The 1643-nt window shown below is 66.6% G+C and carries 2 protein-coding genes and 1 pseudogene; 2 read left to right on the top strand and 1 reads right to left on the bottom strand.

All coding sequences use genetic code 11. The annotated features are described in order from the left end of the window. Nucleotides 1–255 (top strand): annotated as a pseudogene (locus EOA29_RS35730) (branched-chain amino acid ABC transporter permease); the annotation flags it as partial. Next, on the top strand, nt 252–548 hold the full coding sequence (locus EOA29_RS35725; RefSeq protein ID WP_126093100.1) for an AzlD family protein: 297 nt from the start codon (nt 252–254) through the stop codon (nt 546–548). The pseudogene EOA29_RS35730 and the gene EOA29_RS35725, both read left to right, overlap by 4 nt. A gap of 1 nt (nt 549) precedes the next feature. Here EOA29_RS35725 and EOA29_RS35720 read toward each other — a convergent pair. Then, on the bottom strand, nt 550–1643 hold a 1094-nt coding region (locus EOA29_RS35720; protein WP_127222344.1), incomplete at its 5' end, for a M24B family metallopeptidase.

The following is a 1643-nucleotide window of genomic DNA, read 5'->3' as shown; positions in this document are numbered from 1 at the left end:
GTGTTCGGCAAGATGATCCCGGATACCCATGCGCTGGGCATCGATTTCCTGCTGCCGATCTATTTCCTCGGCCTCGTCATGGGCTTCCGCAAGCGGCCGCTGTGGCTGCCGGTGGTCGCCGCGAGCGCGGCCGCCTCGATCGTCGCCTACAGAACCGTCGGCTCGCCCTGGCATGTTTCCATCGGCGCCATTGCGGGCGTGCTTCTGGCGGTGATCCTGCCGCCGCATCACAGCGGCGTGGGGAAGCGGCCATGAGCACGACCTTCTGGATCATCCTTGCCGGCGCCGTCGCCACCTATCTCACGCGCGTTGGGGGCCACCTCGTCATCTCGCGCTTCGAAAACATCCATCCGCGCGTCGAGGCGGGCTTGAACGCCGTGCCGGCCGCCGTGCTGACGACGCTGGTGGCGCCGGAACTCCTGCATGCCGGACCCGCCGAATGGGCGGCGCTGATCGTCACCGCGCTGGTGTCGCTGCGCGGTGGCCTGATGGCGATGTTTCTGGCGGGCACTGCCGCACTGATATTGGCGCGGCAGTTCGTGGGATAGGTCAGATCTTCGCGTCGTGTGGCAGCGGCGCGGTGGCTTTCTCCAGCCAGGCCAGTGTCTCACCGTCGACCATCGGACCGATCTCGGCCAGCACCCATGCATGATACTGGTCGAGCCAGTGCAGCTCATCGCGCGTCAGAAGATCGGTGCGGATGAGGCGCTTGTCGATCGGCGCCAGCGTCAGCGTCTCAAAGCCGTGCATGGCGATGTCGCCGCCGTCGATCTGCTCGGTCGGCGTGACCAGGATCAAGTTCTCGATGCGGATGCCGTAGGCGCCTTCCTTGTAGTAGCCCGGCTCGTTGGAGAGCATCATGCCGGCGAGCAGTTTTTCGGTGCCGGTGCGGGCGATGCGCTGCGGGCCTTCGTGCACGGCGAGATAGGAGCCGACGCCATGGCCGGTGCCATGGGCGAAGTCGCAGCCATGCTTCCAAAGCGCCATGCGGGCGACGGCATCGATCTCAGAGCCGCGCGTGCCGGCCGGGAAGCACAGCATCGAGATGCCGATCATGCCCTTCAGCACCAGCGTGAAGCGCTCGCGCATCTCCTCGGTCGGCTGGCCGATCGGCACGGTGCGGGTGATGTCGGTGGTGCCGTCCTGGTACTGTCCGCCGGAATCGAGCAGGAACAGCTCGCCGCTCTGAAGCTTGCGGCTGGTGGCGCGCGACACGCGATAATGCATGATCGCGCCGTTCGGGCCGGCGCCTGAGATGGTGTCGAAGGAGACGTCGCGCAGCGGCATCTGCGTCTCCTCGCCGGTCTGGCGGCGAACCTCCTCGAGCTTGGTGACGACATCGATCTCGTCGAGCGTGTCCGGTTTCTGCCGGTCGAGCCAGCAGAGCAGCTTGGCGACCGCGGCACCGTCGCGACGATGCGCGGCGCGGCTGCCGGCGATCTCGGCCTGGTTCTTGGTGGCGCGCGGGATGCGGGCCGGATCGGCGGCCGATATCACCTTGCCGCCATTGCTCTCGACCAGCATCTTCAGCTTTTCCGCCGCCAGCACCGGATCGAGCGCGATTTTTGCGCCATCGTCGGCAAGCCCAGCGATGGCTGCTTCGAACTCGCCCGGATCGTGCAGGTCGGCAAGCTGGGTGAGAT

The sequence above is a fragment of the Mesorhizobium sp. M1E.F.Ca.ET.063.01.1.1 genome, from assembly GCF_003998155.1.
Lineage (GTDB): Bacteria > Pseudomonadota > Alphaproteobacteria > Rhizobiales > Rhizobiaceae > Mesorhizobium.
Note: the sequence above shows the minus strand (reverse complement) of the source record. Positions and strands in the feature narration are given on the sequence as shown.

Coding starts and splice junctions, on each gene's coding strand:
- EOA29_RS35725 (WP_126093100.1), top strand. CDS start 252: ATGAGCACGACCTTCTGGATCATCCTTGCCGGCGCCGTCGCCACCTAT.